The following is a 16,871-nucleotide window of genomic DNA, read 5'->3' as shown; positions in this document are numbered from 1 at the left end:
AATTAGTACATGTATTTTGTCGAAGTAATTTTACCGTTATCACTTGCTAAAACCTTTACGTATAAGGTTTCAGAAGCTGAATTTCATTTTGTAAAAAACGGGATGCGGGTGGTGGTGCCTTTTGGCAAAAGTAAAATGTACACGGCTTTGATTATCGATAAGCATCAAAATGAGCCATCGCTGTATGAAGCCAAAGAAATTGATCAAATACTAGATGAAAAACCGATTGTAACTGAGTTTCAAATTGCACATTGGCAATGGATTGCGAGCTACTATATGTGCGCAATTGGAGATGTGTATCGAGGCGCTATGCCGAGTGCTTTGTTATTAGAAAGTGAAACGATTATTTCGCAAAAACAATCTGTGGTGATAGACGAAAGTTTGCTTTCGGATGAGGAGTTTTTAATCTATCAAGCCTTACAACAACAAAGTTCGTTACGTATTCAAGATATTACGGCTATTTTGAACAAGAAAAATATTTTTCCAGTTGTTCAGAAATTGATTAACAAAAATATTTTGGTGCTTCATGAAGAAGTTCAAGAATTGTACAAGCCTAAATTAGTTCGCTATGTGCGACTGCATTCCCAATATGATTCTAATTCGGGCTTAAGTGAATTGTTAGAAACACTAAAAAGTGCCTCCAAACAAAGAGAAATTGTGTTGACTTATTTTCATTTGAACGCAGCAGAGAAAAAGCCAATTTCGGTTAAGCAATTAGTGGAAGCTGCAAATTCAACATCGTCAATCGTAAAAGCATTGATTGAAAAAGAAATACTAGAAGAATACTTTATTCAAGAAGACAGGATTAATTTTAGCGGCAATGCTCAAGAAGCAGCTTTGCAATTGAGTGTAGCACAACAGCAAGCTTATGATCAGATTAATGAACGTTTTGAATCAAAAGAGGTTTGCTTATTACACGGAGTCACTTCAAGTGGAAAGACGGAAATTTACATTAAGCTAATCGAAGAACAAATAGCGACGGGAAAGCAAGTAGTGTATCTTTTGCCTGAAATTGCTTTAACTACGCAGTTAGTCAGTCGTTTACGAGCCTATTTTGGAGATAAAGTAGGGGTGTATCATTCCAAATACAGCAATAATGAACGTATTGAATTGTGGAAACAAGTTTTAGAACAATCCCCAAAAGCACAAATAGTAATAGGAGCGAGGTCGGCCTTGTTTTTACCTTTTTCTAATTTGAGTTTGGTTATTGTGGATGAAGAACACGAACAAACTTTTAAACAAGTAGATCCTGCGCCAAGGTACCACGCTCGAGATGCTGCTATAGTTTTAGCAAATATGCATAAAGCTAAAGTGCTTCTGGGGTCGGCAACGCCAAGTATTGAATCGTATTTTAATGCGCAATCAGATAAATATGGTTTGGTCGAAATTACGGAACGTTACGGAAATGTTCAGTTGCCAGAAATTGAGTTAGTTGATTTAAAAGACAGCTACTTCCGTAAAAAAATGACCGGACATTTTAGTGATTCATTAATCGAAGCCATCACTACCGCTTTGTCATTAGGAGAACAAGTGATTTTATTTCAAAATAGAAGAGGCTATTCGCCTATAATGGAATGTCTTAGTTGTGGTAACGTACCGCAATGTCAGCAATGTGATGTGAGTTTGACCTATCATAAGCACAAAAATCAGTTGCGTTGTCATTATTGTGGCTATTCAATGGCAAAGCCAACGCATTGTCACAGTTGTTCGAGTATTGATTTGGCTACAAAAGGCTTTGGTACGGAACAAATCGAACAAGAATTGCTTACTATTTTTCCGAATGCCAAAATAGGAAGAATGGATCAAGATACCACCAGAGCTAAGTTTGGGTTTGAAAAAATCATTGATAGTTTTAAAAATCAAGAAATAGAGATTTTAGTTGGAACTCAAATGCTTGCTAAAGGTTTGGATTTTAATAACGTGAGTTTGGTAGGTATAATGAATGCTGACACTATGTTGTATCATCCTGATTTTAGAGCTTTTGAAAGGAGTTTTCAAATGATGACTCAGGTTTCGGGTCGTTCAGGGCGTTCAGAAAAACGAGGAAAAGTGGTGATTCAAACCTATAACCCGAATCATAATACGATACAGCAAGTAACTAATAATGATTATATTGGAATGTATAAAGAGCAGTTGTATGACCGCCAAATATATAAATACCCACCTTATTTCAGACTAGTTAAACTAACATTGAAGCATCGTGATTTTGATAAATTAAAAGAAGGGGCGATGTGGTTGTATCAGGTAATGAGTCAAAATTTAGCATTACCTGTTTTGGGTCCCGAAGAACCACCTATTAGTAGGATAAGAAATGAATATATTCGAACTATTTTGATTAAAATTCCTCAAAGTAGTTCAATGGGTAGTGCTAAAAAAACAATTCAAAAAATGCTTAATAGTTTTGAAGCAGTTCCGCAATATAGGGCAATAAAAGGGGCAATCAATGTAGATTATTATTGAGCTACGCAAAGGAGAGTGCTTTAATTAAGTCTTCTTTTTTATGTCTACTTAAAGGAATTTTAGAAGAACCAATCTCGGCAAACTTGCTATTGTAGCGCTCTACTTTGTCAATATTAATGATGTAGGATTTGTGTACTCTTACAAATTTCTCTTTGCTTAGGTTGCCTTCAAATGATTTCATTGTAGAAAGTACAAGATTATTCCCTTCCTCGGTAACTACTTTTACATAATCTCCAAAAGCCTCAATCCACTTTATCTTAGAAGTGAATATTTTTAATTTTTTGAGATTACTTTTAATAAAAATATATTCGCCAGAATCTTCTTTGATTTCATGTTCGAGAGAATGTAAATGCAAGGCGCGTTTTACGGCAGTTTCAAATCGATTTTGAGTAACTGGTTTCTGAAGGTAGTCAGTAGCGTCGTAATCAAATGCTTTTAAAGCGTATTCTGCTTTAGCGGTAACAAAAATGATTTGAGGTTTTGTTTTTAAACCTTCTAGGAAAGAAAATCCATTGATTACAGGCATTTCAATATCTAAAAATACTAAATCTACTGGATGAATATTCATGTAGCTTCTTGCTTCTATAGCATTGGAGAAGTCACCTATTAGGTTTAATTGAGTATGATTGTTAACCAGTCGTGTTATAATCATTCTTTGGACAGCACTGTCCTCAATTATTAAGCAGTTTAATTTCATAGTGATTTAAATTGTTGATTATCAGTATTAAAGTTAGTGAAAATTAAAATAGAAATCACAAATGAAAGTAAATATTTACATAAGTAATAATAAATCTAATTATAGCTTGTATATTTAAAAGAATTGACTATTTTTGCACCCAATTTTAACAAATAAAAGTATTATTTATGAATCATTATGAAACTGTTTTCATTTTAAATCCCGTTTTATCTGAAGTTCAGGTAAAGGAAACAGTAAGCAAATTTGAAGAATTTCTTACTAGTCGTGGTGCTGAAATGGTAGCTAAAGAAGACTGGGGTCTTAAAAAAATGGCTTACGAAATTCAAAACAAGAAAAGTGGTTTTTACCATTTATTCGAATTCAAAGTTGCTGGTGAAGTATTGCTTGCTTTTGAAACTGAATTTAGACGTGACGAGAGAGTAATGCGTTTCTTAACTGTAAGTTTAGACAAACACGCAATTTCTTGGGCTGAAAGAAGAAGAACTAAACTTAAATCTCAAAAAGCGTAATTATCATGGCTACATTACAACAATCTGCTTCAGGAAAAAAAGACGGAGATATCAGATATCTTACGCCTTTGAACATAGAAACTAACAAAACTAAAAAGTATTGTCGTTTCAAAAAATCAGGTATCAAATATGTTGATTATAAAGATCCTGATTTCTTACTAAAATTTGTGAATGAGCAAGGAAAAATTCTTCCTCGTCGTTTAACAGGAACTTCATTGAAATTTCAAAGAAAAGTGTCTGTTGCTGTAAAAAGAGCACGTCACTTAGCTTTAATGCCATACGTGGCCGATTTATTAAAATAATTTAAACTCAGTTGTTGGTTTCTCTCGGAGAACCTAACTTCTATAACAAGGACAACAACATGGAATTGATTCTTAAACAAGACGTTCAAAATTTAGGCTTTAAAGATGACGTAGTTACTGTAAAAAACGGTTACGGTCGTAATTATTTAATCCCACAAGGTTTCGCACAATTAGCAACTCCTTCTGCAAAGAAAGTATTAGCTGAAAACTTGAAACAAAGAGCGCACAAAGAAGCTAAAATGGTTAATGATGCTAAAGCTCTAGCTGAATCATTGAAAGCTCTTGAAATTAAAATCACTGCAAAAGCAGGTGGTGAAAAATTATTTGGTTCTATTACTAATATTGATATTGCAGCCGCTTTAGCTTCTGCGGGTCACGAGATTGATAGAAAATTTATCACTAGTGGAATCGTAAAACGTATCGGTAAATACAATGCTACTGTTCGTTTACACAGAGATGTTATCGTAGAATTAGCTTACGAAATTGTTGCTGAAAAAGCTTAATTTCTAAAACTATACCTTTAAATCCCGATGTAAATCGGGATTTTTTTGTTTAATGTCATTGTAAGGAACGAAGCAATCTCATTTTATTATTTTTAACTATTTGGAACTAGTTTAGAATGTTCCCTCAACGATATGAAATACTCAAGATTAACCAAAGAACAATTTGAAGAATTACATCCCGAGTTTATTAATTTTTTGGCAAGCCAATCCATTGATAAAGCCGAATGGGATATAATCAAAGAAAATAAACCCGAAGTCGCGGAACAAGAATTAGACGTTTTTTCTGATTTGATTTGGGAAGGGGTTTTGACCAAAGCGGAATATTTGGAACATTTTTCTAAGAATCATATTTTTCTTTTTCAATGTTTTGATACCTATGTAAATTCAATTGTTTTAAAATCATTGGTTCCAGACGTAGATTTTTTAACCAAAGAAGGTTTACAATGGTTGAGTGATAATATGTTTACAGAAACTATTGAAATGAAAATAGGTAAAAAAGTATTTACCGAAGAGCGAAATGCCTCTATATTTGGACTAATTCAACAAGGTGCTTTCTTGAGCGACGGACAACTGTACCAACAAATAAATTCGATTATTGAATCATAATTGTATTGGTTTTTCTATTAATTTGGCTATTTTAGTACACTATTTCAAAAACTAAAATAGCCAATTTTTTTCTATGGATATTCAAAATACGATTCAAAACTTACGAGAAGAATTAAATCAACACAACTACAATTACTACGTGTTAGATCATCCTACTATTTCGGATTATGAGTTTGATTTGAAATTGGCTCAATTACAAGAATTAGAAAAGCAACACCCTGAATTTTTTGACGAAAGTTCTCCTACACAGCGCGTTGGGGGAGCTATTACTAAGAACTTTGAAACGGTGGTTCACGAACACCGAATGTATTCCTTAGATAATTCGTATTCTAAAGAAGACTTGTTAGAATGGGAAAAACGAATTCAAAAAGTATTGGGTGATGTTCCTTTGGAATACACTTGTGAGTTGAAATACGATGGAGCATCGATTAGTATTACATACATGAATGGAAAGTTACAACGTGCAGTCACTCGTGGTGATGGTTTTCAAGGAGATGATGTAACGAATAATATTAAAACCATCAAATCGATTCCGTTACAGCTAAAAGGGAATTATCCTCCAAAATTTGATGTGCGAGGCGAAATTATCTTGCCTTTTGCAGGTTTTGAGAAAATGAATCAAGAGTTAATTGAAATTGGAGAAACTCCGTATTCTAACCCTAGAAATACTGCTTCTGGAAGTTTGAAGTTACAAGATAGCACCGAAGTGGCTAAGCGTCCTTTAGATTGTTTACTTTATTTTTTAATTGGTAATCAATTGCCTTTTAATACCCAATTTGAAAGTTTAGAATCGGCAAGAGCTTGGGGATTTAAAGCACCCAAAGAAGCGAAATTAGCCAAAAATTTGGATGAAGTGTTTCAATTTATTGACTATTGGGATACGCATCGTCATAATTTGCCGTATGAAACGGATGGAGTAGTAGTCAAGGTAAATTCATTCCAACATCAAGAAGAATTAGGTTTTACTGCCAAATCGCCTCGTTGGGCAATAGCGTATAAATTTAAATCTGAGCAAGTGGCTACTCGGTTAAATTCCATTTCTTACCAAGTTGGACGCACGGGCGCAATTACGCCTGTAGCTAATTTAGAACCTGTACAATTGGCGGGAACCATTGTAAAACGGGCTTCGTTGCACAATGCCGATCAAATTGAAAAATTAGACATTCGTGTTGGAGATACTGTTTTTGTTGAAAAAGGCGGAGAAATAATCCCTAAAATTATTGCTGTTGATTTGGCACAACGCCCTTTATTTACCCAGCCAACGTATTATATAACACATTGTCCAGAATGTCAAACCGAATTAGTGCGTAGCGAAGGAGAAGCCAATCATTATTGTCCTAATTTTTATGGTTGTCCACCACAAATTATTGGCCGAATCCAACATTATATTTCTAGAAAAGCAATGGATATTGAAGGGCTTGGTGGAGAAACGGTGGCTTTATTATTCAACAATGGTTTGGTTCGTGATTATGCTGATTTGTACGAATTAACAGTGGAGCAAATCTTGCCTTTGGAACGAATGGCTCAAAAATCAGCGGAGAATTTAGTCAATGGTGTGGCACTTTCTAAAAACATTCCTTTTGAGCGCGTGTTGTTTGCTTTAGGAATTCGTTATGTGGGAGAAACTGTAGCTAAGAAATTAGCCAAACATTATAAGAATATTGATGCGTTACGTCAAGCTAGTTTGATGGATTTGATTTTAGTTGATGAAATAGGAGAGCGTATAGCACAGAGTGTGATTGATTTTTTTGACAATCAAGAGAATCAAATTATTATTGAAAGACTGAAAAACTATGGTGTTCAATTTGAAATCGTAGAAAAAATCAACCCCAATGCTACGGATAAATTACAAGGTAAAACCTTTGTGGTTTCGGGAGTTTTTTCGTTGTATTCAAGAGACGAGTTGAAACAAGCTATTGAAGATAATGGCGGAAAAGTAGGGAGTTCTATTTCGGCTAAAACCGATTATGTAGTAGCAGGTGACAATATGGGACCAGCAAAACTAGATAAGGCTAATAAATTGAACATTCCGATTATCTCAGAAGAAGATTTCAAAGCGATGATTGCTTAATTATTCTGTTTCATCTTTTTTATCCACATGGATACTGATGCAATTACCGTGATGAAAAAAACAAGGGCTACCCATTGCCAGTAGGTTTTGAAGAAATCGACAAAATAAATGCCTATTAAAATATAAGCAGAAGCGATGCACAATTTCAACGGAATGAATTCGGCATTAGTCCAGGTTGTTTTTAAGTTGAAGAAATTTTTCATAAAGCAGTATATAAATTAGACAACAATCGATTTGCCTTTCGCAATATTTTGTTTATTGCTGTCAAAGTAAAAATCAATGCGTCCTAAGTTAATACCGTAGCACCCTACCTGGTTGACTAGCACTTCTTTTCCAGCTTTGTTTTTAACTACAGTTGGTTTATCCAAGAAAGTATGGGTGTGTCCTCCAATAATTAAATCAATATCTTCGGTTAGAGCAGCCAGTTTTAAATCACTAATCTTGTCGGCATCTTCTTTTGTGTATTTGTAACCAAGGTGAGACAGACAAATTACTAAATCGCATTTTTGTTCCTTTTTCAAAATGCGCACCATATCTTGACTAACTTCTACAGGGTCGTAGTACACCGTTTCTTTGTATAATTTTTTATCTACAAGTCCGTCAAACTCAATTCCCAATCCAAACACCCCAATTTTAATTCCGTCTTTGATGAAAATTTTGTACGGTTTTACCAACCCGTCCATTACAGTATTTTTAAAATCATAATTGGCTGAGACAAATTCAAAAGTAGCATGAGGCATTTGTGCGTGTAAACCCTCTATACCATTGTCAAAGTCGTGATTTCCAATAGCAGAAACATCGTATTGCATCATGCTCATTAATTTGAATTCCAATTCGCCACCATAATAGTTAAAATAAGGTGTTCCTTGGAAAATATCACCTGCGTCCAAAAGCAATACATTGGGATTTTCCTGGCGAATACTCTCTATTAATGCTGCTCTTCGACTCACACCGCCCATATTGGCATTGCGAGGATCATCGGCAGGAAATGGGTCGATATGACTATGCACATCGTTAGTATGTAAAATGGTAATTTTCTTAATATCGTCCGATTTGAAACTGCTCAATGATAATCCTAATCCTACAAAAGCAGAACCTGCTGCGGTTTTTTCTATAAAATCTCTTCTTTTCATTTTTCTGTTTTTTGGAATTTATTCTTCAGTAATTCGGATGTCATTGATTACGGGAATAGTATCTACTTCTTTAAAATAATCAATTAGAATATTGCGTAGTTTGTATTCTAAATCAAATTTTTCAATACCTTTTTTGAAAAAATTCATATTGTCTCCACCGTTTGCCAAATAATCATTGGTAGCCACATAATAAATAGTATTCAAATCGATAGGTTTTCCTTGAACTAGAATATTTTTAGGAATATTATTTTTTTGAATGGTAAAAGTGATTCCGGCAATTGGATGGGCTTTTTTAGTGGCTATGAAATAATCTACTAATTCTTGTACCTGTTCGCCTTTCAAAGCAATTACCACCAAGCTGTTTTCAAACGGCATGATTTCAAATGCGGTACGAGCAGTTACATTTCCTTTAGGAAGTATAGAACGAATTCCGCCACTATTTAACAAACAGATATTGACCGATTTTTTTTCTCTTAATTGAAAAACTTTATCACCTGCTTTGAATGCTACATCAGCTAATAAATTACCTAATGAAGATTGCCATTTGCTGCCACTTTTATCTAAAGTTTCAGGGCTGTAGGCCAAAACAGCACTTAAATCGGCATCGATATGTTCGCGATACGGATTTACAAATTGTTCAATTTCAGGAGTTTTTTGTATTGTTTCTTTAATTGGAATGCGTTTCCCTTCAATTCTAGTTAATTGATAATTAGGTTTTCCACAAGAAACAGTTAGTACAAATGTTATAAATATAACAAAAAGTTTGAAAAATTGATTATACTTTTTTAGTTTTACCATTTCAAATGCCACTTTATTAATTAGTTTTGTAATCAGGTAAATGTACTATGTTTTTAAATTATATAAAGAATTTTTTTTTAAAATATACATTAAAAAATAAATGGCAGGAAGTAAGTAGCTTAGCCACTACAAACACTATAAAAACAGTTGGTTTATTACTAGACGAAACTAATTTTTTTAAAAAAGAGAGCTTAATTCAAGAATTAATTTCAAGTGGTTTTCTTGAGAGCAACATCACGGTTATTGTTTATAAAGAGGTAATAAATAAAAAAGAAACTCAATCTAGGTACACTTTTAATACGGCTGTTTTGAGTTGGAATGGAGAGATTGCAGACACAGTTGTTAGTCAATTTATTCAAACAGAATTTGATTTGTTGGTTAGTTATTATGAAACAGAAAAAGCAATTTTACTACTCATAACAAATAATTCGAAGGCTAAATTTAAAGTGGGGTTTTCGTCAATAGATAAAAGATTACACCATTTGACGATTACTACAGGAATCGAAAATTATACGATTTTCGTTCATGAGTTATGTAAATATTTAAAAATATTAAACAAAATTGAATTGTAATATGCAATCATTAATAGGAACTGGTGTTGCACTTGTAACGCCTTTTAAAGAAGATTTTTCAATAGATATAGAGGCTTTAAGTCGCATTGTTAATTTTTCCGTTGATGGAGGAGTAGAATATCTTGTAGTTTTGGGAACAACGGCTGAAAATGCTACATTGTCAGCAGCTGAAAAAGAAGTAGTTATTGCAACTGTCATCGAAGCTAATAAAGGAAGATTGCCTTTAGTTTTAGGGGTAGGGGGTAATAATACCATGGAAGTGGTTGCAGAACTACAAACTAGAGATTTATCTGCATTTAGCGCAATTCTTTCAGTATCTCCATATTATAACAAACCAACTCAAGAAGGAATTTATCAGCATTTTAAAGCGGTTGCTGAAGCATCTCCATTGCCAGTTATTTTATATAATGTTCCGGGTAGAACTTCAAGTAATATGTTACCAGCAACAGTAGTACGTCTAGCTAACGATTTTAAAAATGTTGTAGCTATTAAAGAAGCTTCAGGAGATTTAGTACAAGGATTTCAGTTATTGAAAACAAAACCAAAAGATTTTTTAGTGATTTCAGGAGACGACATGACAGCTTTATCTTTAATTTTAGCAGGTGGTTCTGGGGTTATTTCAGTTATTGGGCAAGGTTTTCCAGCTGCTTTTTCAGAAATGATTCGTTTGGGGTTAAATCGTAAAGTAGATCAGGCGTTCCAAATTCAATATGAACTGTCTGATTGTATTGATATGATTTTTGAACAAGGAAATCCGGCAGGAATCAAACAAGTGTTTCAGTCCTTAGGAATAGCAAGAAATACAGTGCGATTGCCATTGGTTACAGTAGATGATTCTTTAGCTAACAGAATTGATTTATTTGTTCAAAAAAGCAATAGATAAGCTCAATCTTTTCACATTTTTTTACCAAAAAAATATTTTGTAGTCGGCAAATTAATAGCTAAATTTGCCACCTTAACTTCGGTATGTTTTGCATCGAATCAAAAATTCGAGCAAATAAGAATAAAGTAGAAAAATGAAAAAAATAGTATCTCTGTTACTTATTGTTGTTTTTTTGGTTTCTTGTAATGAGTATCAAAAAGCATTAAAGTCCGAAGATGTGGCTGTAAAATATACTATGGCTACAAAAATGTATGAGGAAAAAAAATACAACAAAGCCATCCGTTTATTTGAACAAATAGCCTCTTCTTACAGAGGTAAACCACAGGCAGAAAAATTGTTTTATATGTTTTCCCAATCGTATTACAACACAAAACAATATTATTTAGCAGGATACCAATTTGAAAATTTTGCTTCAAGTTACCCTAAAAGCGAAAAAATACAAGAAGCTTCTTTTTTAGGAGCAAAGAGCTATTCGATGTTGTCTCCATCATATAGTTTGGATCAAACAGATACCACCAAAGCGATTGAAAAATTACAAGCTTTTATTGATACCTATCCAAATTCAGAATATTTAGCTGAAGCTAATGGTATAATGAAAAAGCTAAATGAAAAATTAGAGCAAAAAGTTTTTGAAAACGCAAAAGGGTATAATACTATCTCAGATTACAAAGCAGCATTAGTAGCACTTGATAATTTTATTGCTGATTATCCTGGAACGCCTTTTAAGGAAGATGCATTGTATTATAAATTAGATTCTGCCTACCAGTTAGGAATTAACAGTATTCCTTCTAAAATGGAAGAGCGATTGAATGTAGCAAAGGTAGCCTATGCTAATTTAATTAAATTTAAAAGCGATACTAAATACAGACAAAAAGCGGATGAAATGTTAGTACGCATTGAAAAAGATTTACAAAATTTATTAAATAAATAAAGTCATGGATTTAAAAAAGACGAATGCTCCAGTAAACACAATTACTTACAATAAGTCACTTATTGAAGAGCCAACAGGAAATGTGTATGAGGCAATAACCATTATGGCCAAAAGAGCAAATCAAATTAATTCTGAAATCAAAAAAGAATTGACTGAAAAATTAGAAGAGTTTGCTACTTACAACGACAGTTTAGAAGAAGTTTTTGAAAATAAAGAACAAATTGAAGTTTCAAAATTTTATGAGAAATTGCCTAAGCCACACGCTTTAGCAGTTCAAGAATGGTTAGACGGAAAAATCTACCACAGAGACTCCAACAAATAATATAATTACCATGTCAGTTTTAAACGGTAAGAAAATTTTACTAGGAGTTTCTGGTGGAATTGCTGCCTATAAAACAGCCTCATTGGTACGATTATTTATAAAAGCAGGTGCGCATGTTCAAGTGGTCATGACACCTGCTTCTAAGGATTTTGTTACCCCACTTACTCTTGCAACATTATCCAAGAATCCTGTTTATTCTACTTTTTACGATACAAAGGATTCCATTGTTTCTGAAATTCCTCAACTCATTGAAGAAGGTGTTTGGAATAATCATGTTGAGTTGGCACTTTGGGCTGATTTGATGGTTATTGCTCCGGCTACGGCAAATACGTTATCCAAAATGGCTTCGGGAACCTGTGATAATTTACTTTTAGCTACTTATTTGTCGTCAAAATGTCCTGTGTATTTTGCTCCAGCCATGGATTTGGATATGTACAAACATCCAAGTACAATAGCTAATTTTAAAACCTTATATGAATTTGGCAATATCATAATTCCTGCAGAAAGCGGTGAATTAGCAAGTGGTTTATCTGGAGAAGGGCGAATGGCAGAACCCGAAAACATCGTTGCTTTTATCGAAGCGGATATAGTTAATAAATTACCACTTAGAGGGAAAAGGATATTAATTACTGCGGGACCAACGTATGAAGCAATTGATCCTGTCCGTTTTATAGGCAATCATTCTTCTGGAAAAATGGGTTACGATATTGCTTTGCGCGCAGCACAATTAGGTGCTTCGGTAGTTTTAGTTTCGGGACCTTCCCATTGCAAAGTAAATCACTCTGGTATACAATTGGTTTCTGTTGTTGCTGCTCAAGAAATGTATGAGGCCTGTCATACCTATTATTCGCAAGTAGATGTAGCTATTGCAGCTGCAGCTGTTGCCGATTATAAACCTAAAACAATTGCTTCGCAAAAGATTAAAAAATCAGATACTGAATTCTCGATTGAATTAGAAAAGACTAAAGATATATTGGCTTCATTAGGTGCTGTTAAAACAACACAATTTTTAATTGGTTTTGCATTGGAAACCGAAAATGAAATTGAGAATGCAAAGTTGAAAATTCAGAAAAAAAACTTAGATTTGATTGTTTTAAATTCACTTCAAGATGAAGGTGCTGGTTTCCAAAAAGATACTAATAAAGTCACTTTTATTGATAAAAATTTTACTATTGAGTCAATGGAATTGAAATCTAAAGAAGCTGTTGCAAATGACATTATTAATAAAGTAATAACTTATTTCAATGCATAAATTAATTGTTTTATTCTTGTTTTTTGTGGGTTCAATTGTTCATTCACAACAATTGAATTGCACTGTAACAGTGAATGCTCAAAGGATGGCAAATCCCAATCAACAAGTTTTTAAAACATTACAGAGTTCGTTGACTGATTTTATTAATAAAACCGATTGGACAGGACAAAATTTGAATCAAAATGAAAGAATCAATTGTTCGATGTACATTACTTTGCTTACAGGTAATGCGGATCAATTTTCCGGAACAATTCAAATACAATCCTCCCGACCTATATTCGATTCTTCTTATACTAGTCCAATATTTAACTTTAATGATAAAGATTTTAATTTCAAATATGTAGAATTTGAAAATTTGCAATATAACCCCACCACTTTTGATTCTAATTTGGTAGCGATTATTGCTTTTTATTGTAACGTGATTATTGGATTGGATGCCGATTCATTTGTAGAGCAATCAGGTACTGTTTATTTAGAAGCGGCTCAAAATATTGCAAATTTAGCCCAACAAAGTGGTTACAAAGGATGGTCTCAGGCAGATGGTAATCAAAACCGATATTTCTTGATTAACGATTTGTTATCGCCAACATATAATGAAGTACGTTTAGCTTCTTTTTATTATAATTCAGCTTTGGATGGTATGAACAAAGATTTGAAAGCATCCAAAGAAAAAATAAAATCAGCATTATTGGGGTTGAATAAAATGCATTCATTACGTCCAAATGCTTTTTTAACTCGAGTGTTTTTTGATGCTAAATCAGACGAAATAGTTTCAATTTTTTCTGGAGGGCCTAGTATTTCTGTGACAGATTTAATAGATAGTTTAAATAGAGTGTCGCCGATGAATTCCAGTAAATGGAGCACAATCAAATACTAAACTAACCCAAGGTAAATTACCAAAATGATTACATCGCTATCGATAAAAAACTATGCATTAATTGAAAAATTGGCTATCGATTTTTCAAAAGGATTCTCAATTATTACAGGAGAAACGGGTGCTGGTAAGTCGATAATTTTGGGAGCTATGGGATTGGTTTTAGGAAGACGAGCCGATTTAACATCGCTTAAAAATAAAGAAGAAAAGTGTGTCATTGAGGCGTATTTTGATATTTCGAAATACAATTTAAAGTCCTTTTTTGAAGCAAATGATTTGGATTACGAAGATGAAACTATTATTCGAAGAGAAATTCTTCCTTCGGGGAAATCAAGAGCTTTTATTAATGATAGCCCAGTAAATTTACAAGAATTACAAGATTTGAGTTTGTTTTTGATTGATATTCATTCGCAACAGCAAACCCAAGAATTGTCAAACGAAGGGGTTCAATTTAAAATTATTGATGCGATTGCCAATGATCAACAAGAAATTGCGAACTATCAAACGCTTTTAAAAAGTTACAAAGAAGATAAATCCAATTTGAATTTACTTTTAAAAAAGCAGGCCGAATCCATTAAGGAACAAGAATATAATACTTTTTTACTGAACGAATTAGTTGCTGCTCAACTGAAATCAGGTGAACAAGAACAGCTCGAAGCTGATTTTGAAAAACTGAATAATGTAGAAACCATTAAAGAAGCGGTGGATAAGTCTTTGGCTTTGGCCAACGAAGAGCAAATAGGAGCATTGTCTACTTTGAAAGAAATTAAAATTGCCTTACAAAAAATAGCTTCTTTTGCTCCAGAATATGCTTCGTTGTCAGAACGTATTACAAGTTTGGTTATTGAATTAGATGATATTTCGGATGAATTGACGAATTGTTCAGAAAAACTAATCAATGATCCAGAGCAATTGGATTTGATTAGTCAAAAACTACAATTGATTTTCAATTTGCAAAAGAAACACCAAGTCACTACAGTTGATGAATTATTGGCTATCCAAACGAACTTAGAAAATACCTTATTTGAACTTGGTAATTTAGAAAGCGATATTGCTACTTTAACTCAATCAATTCAAGATAAAACGAGTCAATTGGATGCGTTAGCCTTGGTCATTCATGAAAAAAGAACGAAAGCAGTTCCGGTTTTATCAGACAAATTAATTAGCATTTTAGCTACTTTGGGAATGCCTAACGTACGCTTTACTATTGAAATTAAAGCGGCTGACAACTATTATCAAAACGGAAAAGATGAAATTCAGTTTTTGTTTTCGGCGAATAAAGGAACCGATTTTGGCTTATTGAAAAAAGTAGCGTCGGGAGGAGAGATGTCTCGAATTATGTTGGCTGTCAAAGCGATTTTGGCACAGTATTCCAAATTACCAACTTTGATTTTTGACGAAATTGATACGGGAGTTTCTGGGGAAATTGCTATCCGAATGGGGGAGATTATGAAAGAGATGAGCCAGACCATGCAAATTTTTGCCATTACGCATTTGCCACAAATTGCGGCTAAAGGAAACGCACATTTCAAAGTGTTCAAATCTACCGTTGGCGAGGACACACAATCCGAATTGCAATTATTAAATGAAGAAGAAAGAGTCCTAGAAATTGCTCAAATGTTATCAGGAGCAGTCGTTTCTGATTCGGCTCTAAATCACGCCAAATCCTTGCTGAACTAAAGATTTGGTTTATATTTGCACACTATTAAACAACACAAACAGTAAATAATTAGAATTTAAGATATGATTATAGAACCTAGAATGAGAGGATTTATTTGCTTGACAGCTCACCCAGCTGGATGCGAGCAAAATGTAAAAAATCAAATTGCTTATGTACAATCAAAAGGAGCTATTGATGGACCTAAACGTGTATTAGTTATTGGAGCTTCAACAGGATTTGGATTAGCATCAAGAATTACAAGTGCCTTTGGTTCTAATGCTGCTACCATTGGTGTGTTTTTTGAAAAAGCACCAGCGGAAGGAAAAACAGCTTCACCAGGTTGGTACAATTCTGCTGCTTTTGAAAAAGAAGCGACTAAAGCAGGTTTGTATGCCAAAAGTATCAATGGAGATGCTTTTTCTAATGAAGTAAAACAACAAGCTATTGACTTAATCAAAGCGGATATGGGTCAGATTGATTTAGTAATATACAGTTTGGCATCGCCAGTACGTATGCACCCTACAACAGGAGTATTGCATCGTTCTACTTTGAAACCAATTGGCGGTACATTTACCAATAAAACGGTAGATTTCCATACCGGAAATGTAACTCAGGTTTCTATTGAACCAGCGAATCAAGAAGATATCGATAATACCGTAGTGGTTATGGGTGGCGAAGATTGGGCAATGTGGATGAATGCTTTGAAAGAGGCTAATGTATTAGCTGACGGAGCTACAACAGTTGCCTATTCATATATTGGGCCAGAAGTGACAGAAGCGGTATATAGAAAAGGAACTATTGGTCGTGCCAAAGATCATTTGGAAGCGACTGCTTTTGAAATTTCGAAAGATTTAGCTTCTTTGAATGGTAAAGCGTATGTGTCTGTAAATAAAGCATTGGTAACTCAAGCGAGTTCTGCTATTCCAGTAATTCCATTATACATTTCATTGTTATACAAAATCATGAAAGCGGAAGGAATTCACGAAGGTTGTATCGAACAAATCCAACGTTTGTACCAACAACGTTTGTACACAGGTAAAGCTGTTCCAACCGATGATCAAGGAAGAATTCGTATTGACGACTGGGAAATGCGCGAAGATGTACAAGATAAAGTAGCAGCTTTGTGGAAAGAATCTACAACAGAGTCATTACCAGAAATTGGTGATTTAGCAGGATACAAACAAGATTTCTTGAACTTATTTGGTTTTGGTTTTGAAGGAGTAGATTATTTGGCTGAAGTGGATGAAATGGTACAAATACCAAGTATCTCCTAATATCTCATTCAATTGAAATATAAA

General features: G+C 33.8%; 18 protein-coding genes. 14 read left to right on the top strand and 4 right to left on the bottom strand.

Annotation, left to right across the window (positions count from 1 at the left end):
• Positions 1-9: 9 nt before the first annotated feature.
• A complete protein-coding gene (gene priA, locus MG292_RS09090) occupies positions 10-2,460 on the top strand; it encodes a replication restart helicase PriA (protein ID WP_264533042.1) in 2,451 nt (816 codons plus the stop codon).
• A 1-nt stretch (position 2,461) separates the two neighbouring features.
• Here priA and MG292_RS09085 read toward each other — a convergent pair whose 3' ends face one another.
• A complete protein-coding gene (locus MG292_RS09085) occupies positions 2,462-3,157 on the bottom strand; it encodes a LytR/AlgR family response regulator transcription factor (RefSeq protein WP_264533043.1) in 696 nt (231 codons plus the stop codon).
• Between the two features lie 167 nt (positions 3,158-3,324).
• Between MG292_RS09085 and rpsF the strand changes: the two genes are divergently transcribed.
• From rpsF to ligA, 5 genes are all read left to right on the top strand, one after another.
• Positions 3,325-3,666: a 30S ribosomal protein S6 gene (gene rpsF, locus MG292_RS09080; protein ID WP_264533044.1), complete on the top strand. Its 342-nt coding sequence runs from the start codon at positions 3,325-3,327 to the stop codon at positions 3,664-3,666.
• Positions 3,667-3,671: 5 nt separating this feature from the next.
• On the top strand, positions 3,672-3,968 hold the full coding sequence (gene rpsR, locus MG292_RS09075) for a 30S ribosomal protein S18 (protein ID WP_264533045.1): 297 nt from the start codon (positions 3,672-3,674) through the stop codon (positions 3,966-3,968).
• 59 nt (positions 3,969-4,027) lie between these two features.
• The gene (rplI, locus tag MG292_RS09070) at positions 4,028-4,471 is read left to right on the top strand and encodes a 50S ribosomal protein L9 (protein ID WP_264533046.1); all 444 of its coding nucleotides are present in this window, start codon (positions 4,028-4,030) and stop codon (positions 4,469-4,471) included.
• A gap of 132 nt (positions 4,472-4,603) precedes the next feature.
• Positions 4,604-5,077: a DUF6495 family protein gene (locus MG292_RS09065; protein ID WP_264533047.1), complete on the top strand. Its 474-nt coding sequence runs from the start codon at positions 4,604-4,606 to the stop codon at positions 5,075-5,077.
• Between the two features lie 73 nt (positions 5,078-5,150).
• Positions 5,151-7,148, top strand: a complete 1,998-nt coding sequence (gene ligA, locus MG292_RS09060; protein ID WP_264533048.1) for an NAD-dependent DNA ligase LigA — start codon at positions 5,151-5,153, stop codon at positions 7,146-7,148.
• Here ligA and MG292_RS09055 read toward each other — a convergent pair.
• Genes MG292_RS09055 through MG292_RS09045 form a run of 3 tightly spaced genes read right to left on the bottom strand, consistent with a single transcriptional unit; the run spans position 7,145 to position 9,079 of the window.
• Positions 7,145-7,351: a hypothetical protein gene (locus tag MG292_RS09055; protein ID WP_264533049.1), complete on the bottom strand. Its 207-nt coding sequence runs from the start codon at positions 7,349-7,351 to the stop codon at positions 7,145-7,147. The genes ligA and MG292_RS09055 overlap by 4 nt on opposite strands.
• Before the next feature lie 15 nt (positions 7,352-7,366).
• Positions 7,367-8,281: a bifunctional metallophosphatase/5'-nucleotidase gene (locus MG292_RS09050; protein WP_264533050.1), complete on the bottom strand. Its 915-nt coding sequence runs from the start codon at positions 8,279-8,281 to the stop codon at positions 7,367-7,369.
• An 18-nt stretch (positions 8,282-8,299) separates the two neighbouring features.
• Positions 8,300-9,079 carry a 5'-nucleotidase C-terminal domain-containing protein gene (locus MG292_RS09045; protein WP_264533051.1) on the bottom strand — a complete coding sequence of 260 codons (780 nt, stop codon included), beginning with the start codon at positions 9,077-9,079 and terminating at the stop codon, positions 8,300-8,302.
• A gap of 47 nt (positions 9,080-9,126) precedes the next feature.
• Between MG292_RS09045 and MG292_RS09040 the strand changes: the two genes are divergently transcribed.
• The 8 genes from MG292_RS09040 (at position 9,127) to fabV (ending at position 16,847) form a co-directional block, all read left to right on the top strand.
• Positions 9,127-9,651: a DUF6913 domain-containing protein gene (locus tag MG292_RS09040; RefSeq protein WP_264533052.1), complete on the top strand. Its 525-nt coding sequence runs from the start codon at positions 9,127-9,129 to the stop codon at positions 9,649-9,651.
• Position 9,652: 1 nt separating this feature from the next.
• Positions 9,653-10,534, top strand: coding sequence for a 4-hydroxy-tetrahydrodipicolinate synthase (gene dapA, locus MG292_RS09035; RefSeq protein WP_264533053.1), 882 nt, complete (start codon positions 9,653-9,655; stop codon positions 10,532-10,534).
• A gap of 133 nt (positions 10,535-10,667) precedes the next feature.
• Positions 10,668-11,465, top strand: a complete 798-nt coding sequence (locus MG292_RS09030) for an outer membrane protein assembly factor BamD (RefSeq protein WP_264533054.1) — start codon at positions 10,668-10,670, stop codon at positions 11,463-11,465.
• A 4-nt stretch (positions 11,466-11,469) separates the two neighbouring features.
• The gene (locus MG292_RS09025) at positions 11,470-11,787 is read left to right on the top strand and encodes a DNA-directed RNA polymerase subunit omega (protein WP_264533055.1); all 318 of its coding nucleotides are present in this window, start codon (positions 11,470-11,472) and stop codon (positions 11,785-11,787) included.
• A gap of 10 nt (positions 11,788-11,797) precedes the next feature.
• Positions 11,798-13,039: a bifunctional phosphopantothenoylcysteine decarboxylase/phosphopantothenate--cysteine ligase CoaBC gene (gene coaBC / locus MG292_RS09020; protein WP_264533056.1), complete on the top strand. Its 1,242-nt coding sequence runs from the start codon at positions 11,798-11,800 to the stop codon at positions 13,037-13,039.
• Positions 13,032-13,916, top strand: coding sequence for a type IX secretion system protein PorD (gene porD, locus MG292_RS09015; protein ID WP_264533057.1), 885 nt, complete (start codon positions 13,032-13,034; stop codon positions 13,914-13,916). The genes coaBC and porD overlap by 8 nt, the downstream gene beginning before the upstream one ends.
• A gap of 24 nt (positions 13,917-13,940) precedes the next feature.
• Positions 13,941-15,593: a DNA repair protein RecN gene (gene recN, locus MG292_RS09010; protein WP_264533058.1), complete on the top strand. Its 1,653-nt coding sequence runs from the start codon at positions 13,941-13,943 to the stop codon at positions 15,591-15,593.
• A gap of 63 nt (positions 15,594-15,656) precedes the next feature.
• A complete protein-coding gene (gene fabV, locus MG292_RS09005; protein WP_264533059.1) occupies positions 15,657-16,847 on the top strand; it encodes an enoyl-ACP reductase FabV in 1,191 nt (396 codons plus the stop codon).
• The last annotated feature ends 24 nt before the right edge of the window (positions 16,848-16,871 follow it).

Origin of the sequence: Flavobacterium keumense (assembly GCF_029866485.1) — a bacterium.
GTDB classification, from domain to species: domain Bacteria; phylum Bacteroidota; class Bacteroidia; order Flavobacteriales; family Flavobacteriaceae; genus Flavobacterium; species Flavobacterium keumense.
The sequence above is the reverse complement of the archived record's forward strand: the minus strand, read 5'-3'. Positions and strand labels throughout refer to the sequence as shown.